Source organism: Marinobacter sp. (genome assembly GCF_041690615.1).
Taxonomy (GTDB): domain Bacteria; phylum Pseudomonadota; class Gammaproteobacteria; order Pseudomonadales; family Oleiphilaceae; genus Marinobacter.
Map to the genome: position 1 here is coordinate 129,441 of NZ_JAWLGY010000009.1, position 4,413 is coordinate 133,853.

Genomic DNA, 4,413 nt, shown 5'->3' on the forward strand with positions numbered 1-4,413 from the left:
GACATGAAAACCGGGACAGATTTATTTATTCACAGAGCTAAACCCGGTGAAAGCCGGCATGGTTGACGCAGCGGAACATTATCCGTGGTCATCCTATGCCGCACGTATCGGTCTGGCCCACTGCGACTGGCTGGATGAACCTCCTACGATGGCTGCTCTGGGAACCGATTCTCAGTCACGCAGAGAACGCTACCAGGCGTTTGTCAGCGATGGAGCCTACTCTGAACAAGACCGCCAGATAAGAGCCGCCATCGCCGGGAATAAGCTGACCGGCGGTAACCGTTTCGTTGATGAAGTCGAGCGTCGTATTGGGCTCCGCATTGAAACCAGAGCTCCGGGGCTGCCTGGAAAATAAATCTGTCCCGGTTTTTGTTCGTCCCGGTTTTTGTTCTCCGGTTTTTGATACCTGCCTTTGAAATGCCGGCGTCACCTTACTTTCATGGATTCATCATCCGATGTTCACAGGGGTTTGTGTACTTTTGTAAGTGCACGAACACACTCTGAAACAACCCGACAACGGAGGTTTCCATGACCCGGTTACAACAGGCTGTGACACTGGGGCTGTTCGCCCTTGCCGCCAACAACAGTTCAGCACAGATCATCTGTGCTGAAGGCGGCACCGCCTCTTCACCAACCCTCACATGCACTTCACCGGATTCAGCTGCCATCAACGACAGCCGTGACAATCTTCAGCTTACGGTGGAGGATGGCGCCATTGTTCGCGTTGAATCCGGCCGTCCCGTCCAGCTGGAAGGCTCCGGTCAGTCTGTATCCAACGCCGGCCTGATCGAAAGCGGCGATGACGACGCCATCCGTGGCAAGGGCGCGAATCTGACCGTTGACAACAGTGGCACTGTTCGCGGCGGTGACCGCGGGATTCGGCTGCAGGATGACGCCGATGGATTCACCCTGTACAACCGGGAAGATGGCGAGATCTTCGCCCGCCGCCAGGCGATCAGGGCAGACAACGGCGACCGCCTGGCAAACCTCCGGGTGGAGAACCATGGTCTGATCGAAAGCACCGAAGGTCGCGCAATCCAGTCCCGGGGACCTGGCGGAGAGGTCATCAACTACGGCACCCTCCTTGGCGGCGAAGAAGTGGTCGAGGCCCGCGAGGACTTCTATGTGGAAAACCACGGCCTGATCGCCATTCACGGACTGGCCTGGGACGGCGACAGCCAGACCTGGACCAAGGACACCACCGTAGCCGTCGAGGATGAGGATGGCGTGCAATTCGCCAGCGGGGAATTACAGAACCACGGAGTCATTCTGTCCACTGACGACGGTGTCGACCTTGATCAGGGCCTCGTCCACAACCATGCCACCGGGGTCATCGTGTCCACTGCCCCGGACACCAACCTCACCAACGGCGGTATTGATGTCGACGAAGTCTTCGAGCCCGGAGACGGCTCCAGCCAGCCCGCCGGTGACCTGACCATCCGCAACGATGGCTATATCGAGGGCCCGCGGGCCATTACCGCCGATGACGCCAGCACATCCTCCATCGACATCACCAACACCGGCACCCTTTACGGCCGCAGCGGCGTGGCCATCAAACTGGCACCGGGCCAGGATGACAGCAGCCTCGACATCTCCGGGGACAGCAGGATTCTCGGTGACGTTATCCTCGGCGGCGGCGACGATACCCTCAGCATCGGCAGTCTCAACTCAGGGTTACTGATCGACGGCATCTTCGATGGTGGCGAAGGCGACAACACCGTTTATTTCAATGACTACTTCTTGCCGGACCTCCTGTCGTTCGACATCACCAACGACCTGGTCGACCTCACCTTTGGCATTGGCGATAACATCCTGTCGGGCCAGTTCATGAATTTTGACACCTGGACCTTCTCCTCGGAGGATTCCTTCTCCACCGAAGAGCTCGCCAGCCGGTTTGCAATTCCGGTACCCGCCCCGGCAAGCCTGCCGCTTCTCGCGCTGGGACTCGCCGGGATCTGGGCAAGCCGGACCCGTCAATCGGTATAACGACGAGGCTCCGCCGATGTAGAAGCAGGGATTGCCGTAAACGATAGGACAGCTCCCCCTTTCGGCACGACGTACCGGAATTCTGGCGCAACCAGATCCGATCGAAAGGGGGAGTGTTTTCCGGTGACCATTACCGCTTCCCTGCCCGTGCCCCTCTCTTCTGGCCTCCCCCAACTTCCATGCAGTTGACGCCAGTTTCATGTGTAACGCTTTTTGTTCAGCGGTGCCCTTGTAGCGAAGCGAAAAAGGGCATCCGGTGGAGGGCCTGCGGGGCCGGAACGAACTGGAACTATTGGTTGGGCGCAGTTTGGGCCAGCTCGCCAGAGTCCTCAATCATGTAATGATCAATGAAAGGCTCCGAATCATCCGTGCGCACACTAATGATTCGTGAACCAGCGCTGACTCTCATATATATGTCTTCTCCAGGCGCACGCGAGAGCATACCGGGCGCGCGGTCTATATCCTTGGGGCGAGATTCAATTCTTCGAGGCGGCGCCTCGGTACTCAGTTCATAATGGCGGAACTGTAAGAGATCGCCGTAGCATTCAGCGCCCGGGCAACCGGACAACTGAATATATACCCGATCTCCTTTCCAACCGGTCAAGTGGGCACTGAAACTTTTTTTCAATTGCTCAGGTACTGGAATTCGGGCGATCTCCACATTCTCATCAGTAGATACATCAACAAGGTAAACCAAGGCTGTCGGTTCTAGATACTGCGGTATCCCTCCATTGGGAAATGCATTAATGCCAGTTGCAGGTCGGAATCGCACATAATGAACTGCTACTGCAAACTGAAAGGATTCGGGCCGTACTGCAATATTTTCAATATACGCCCGCTCCTCTTCTGGCCCGTAGGTGCAGCTCGAGACTAGAATAAAAACCGCAACTCCGACCAATTTGGTCAACACCATTAACACGATCCTCAAGGCGAAAACCGAAAACCGCGAAAACCGGGACAGATTTATTTATTCTGTTATGGCTGAACTCTCAGAGCTTGTTGTTGCCCCGGTTCTCACCTGATTTTTCCCCGGTTTTACTGGGCCAATTGGGATTCTGTGCGGCTAACATATAGACCTCATCAGCCATATTGTGCATTTTAGAAAAGTGGGATATCGGACCTGCTTTGCCAGGCTCAATCTCGGACATGCAGTAAATGTCGATGTCACCGTGTTTGTCTTCGATCTGAGTAAGCTCTTCAATTAGCTTTCTTACTTTCATGCGATTACCTCCTTATGGGTCTTCGTGGACGCAGAAAACACGTTCCATAACGCCGGGCTTTGCGGCGTCTTTGGAGGAGCGGAGCGACGGAAAAACCGTCCGACAACAGCCTCTGGTTAGCCTATTCTGCCGTTTTAGAATCCGAGAAAATAAATCTGTCCCGGTTTCTTGTCAGTTTCATTATTGTCAAAAAACAGCCTGGCACTTAAGCCCATAAATTTAACTCCCTATGCTTACATCCACGCGCCGGACAGTTAACGCGGAGCACAGCGGCGACCTTGGAATGGCGACGAAGGAGCCATGGAAAGGGCGTCCGGCGGCCATCGGTCGCGTACTGCTGCGAATTGTTAATTGGATACCTCAATGTACCACTTGGGCTTGATACGCCCGAAATCCCGGCGGATGTTTGATTTCAGTGCCTTCTTGGAATCCAGCACCTTTGCCTTACCGCCTTCTCTGACAAACAAAACCCAGTGCCAGAATGGTTTACCCTGTTCCGTGTGCCATTTGATAGCCAAGAGAGCCTTGTCTGGAAGGCGCTCCCAAGATTCGAATGGTGCTTCTCTGGGCGACACCGCGATACCGAATTCCCGCAGAAGCTTTCGGACGTGCTCAGTTTCTGACCATAACGCTGTATCTGCGGCGTAAATACCCAGAGCGTTGGCCTTTTGCTTGGCTTCAGCATAGCTGACACCCGCGAGAGCAGCGCTTGCTGCAATGCCACAACCGGTTGTTTCTTCCTGGATGACTGGTTCCATGTCTCTACCAATTAACGCGAAGCTTTGCGGCAATTTTGGAGCCGCGAAGCGGTGTAAAAATTGTCCGACAACAGCGGCTGGTTATGCATTTATAAGGCAATGCCCAAGGCCGCGAGAGCGATACCAATTCCACCTACTGCCCTGTCTCTACCGATTCTATTTAATCCGACCAAAACCAACCTGAAAGGTTTTAACAGAAAAAAATTGATGAGAGAGACACCATAGAATTGTAAGGTTGCTTTTATGTTGTCCAGTGAAGCTGCCATTTCGGCCTTAGCTTCATCCGGAGTTTTGAATTGAGGCCCTTTGGCTACCTCTCGCCAAGCTGAACCGGCAACCTTAGCCAAAATGGCTCGTTGCTTTCTGTAGTGCACCTGTAGCTCTGAAATTTCTTCTATCTGTCTGGAAATTGCTCTCTCGAGTCTGACTGATAGGCCTGGCCACCATAT

At 54.2% G+C, this 4,413-nt stretch carries 6 protein-coding genes; 2 read left to right on the forward strand and 4 right to left on the reverse strand.

Annotation, left to right across the window (positions count from 1 at the left end; translation table 11 throughout):
- The first annotated feature begins 58 nt into the window (after positions 1-58).
- Complete coding sequence (locus tag ACESMZ_RS08660; RefSeq protein ID WP_372972483.1) at positions 59-355, forward strand: hypothetical protein; 297 nt, start codon at positions 59-61, stop codon at positions 353-355.
- 173 nt (positions 356-528) lie between these two features.
- Positions 529-1,986 (forward strand): hypothetical protein, encoded by a 1,458-nt coding sequence (locus tag ACESMZ_RS08665; RefSeq protein ID WP_372956760.1) that lies wholly within the window; start codon positions 529-531, stop codon positions 1,984-1,986.
- A gap of 289 nt (positions 1,987-2,275) precedes the next feature.
- Here ACESMZ_RS08665 and ACESMZ_RS08670 read toward each other — a convergent pair whose 3' ends face one another.
- The 4 genes from ACESMZ_RS08670 to ACESMZ_RS08685 form a co-directional block, all read right to left on the reverse strand.
- Positions 2,276-2,899 (reverse strand): hypothetical protein, encoded by a 624-nt coding sequence (locus tag ACESMZ_RS08670; protein ID WP_372972484.1) that lies wholly within the window; start codon positions 2,897-2,899, stop codon positions 2,276-2,278.
- Between the two features lie 76 nt (positions 2,900-2,975).
- Positions 2,976-3,206, reverse strand: coding sequence for a hypothetical protein (locus ACESMZ_RS08675; protein ID WP_372972485.1), 231 nt, complete (start codon positions 3,204-3,206; stop codon positions 2,976-2,978).
- 347 nt (positions 3,207-3,553) lie between these two features.
- The gene (locus ACESMZ_RS08680) at positions 3,554-3,964 is read right to left on the reverse strand and encodes a hypothetical protein (protein ID WP_372972486.1); all 411 of its coding nucleotides are present in this window, start codon (positions 3,962-3,964) and stop codon (positions 3,554-3,556) included.
- An 89-nt stretch (positions 3,965-4,053) separates the two neighbouring features.
- Positions 4,054-4,413 (reverse strand): hypothetical protein (locus ACESMZ_RS08685; protein ID WP_372972487.1); only part of this gene is annotated, 360 nt, incomplete at its 5' end.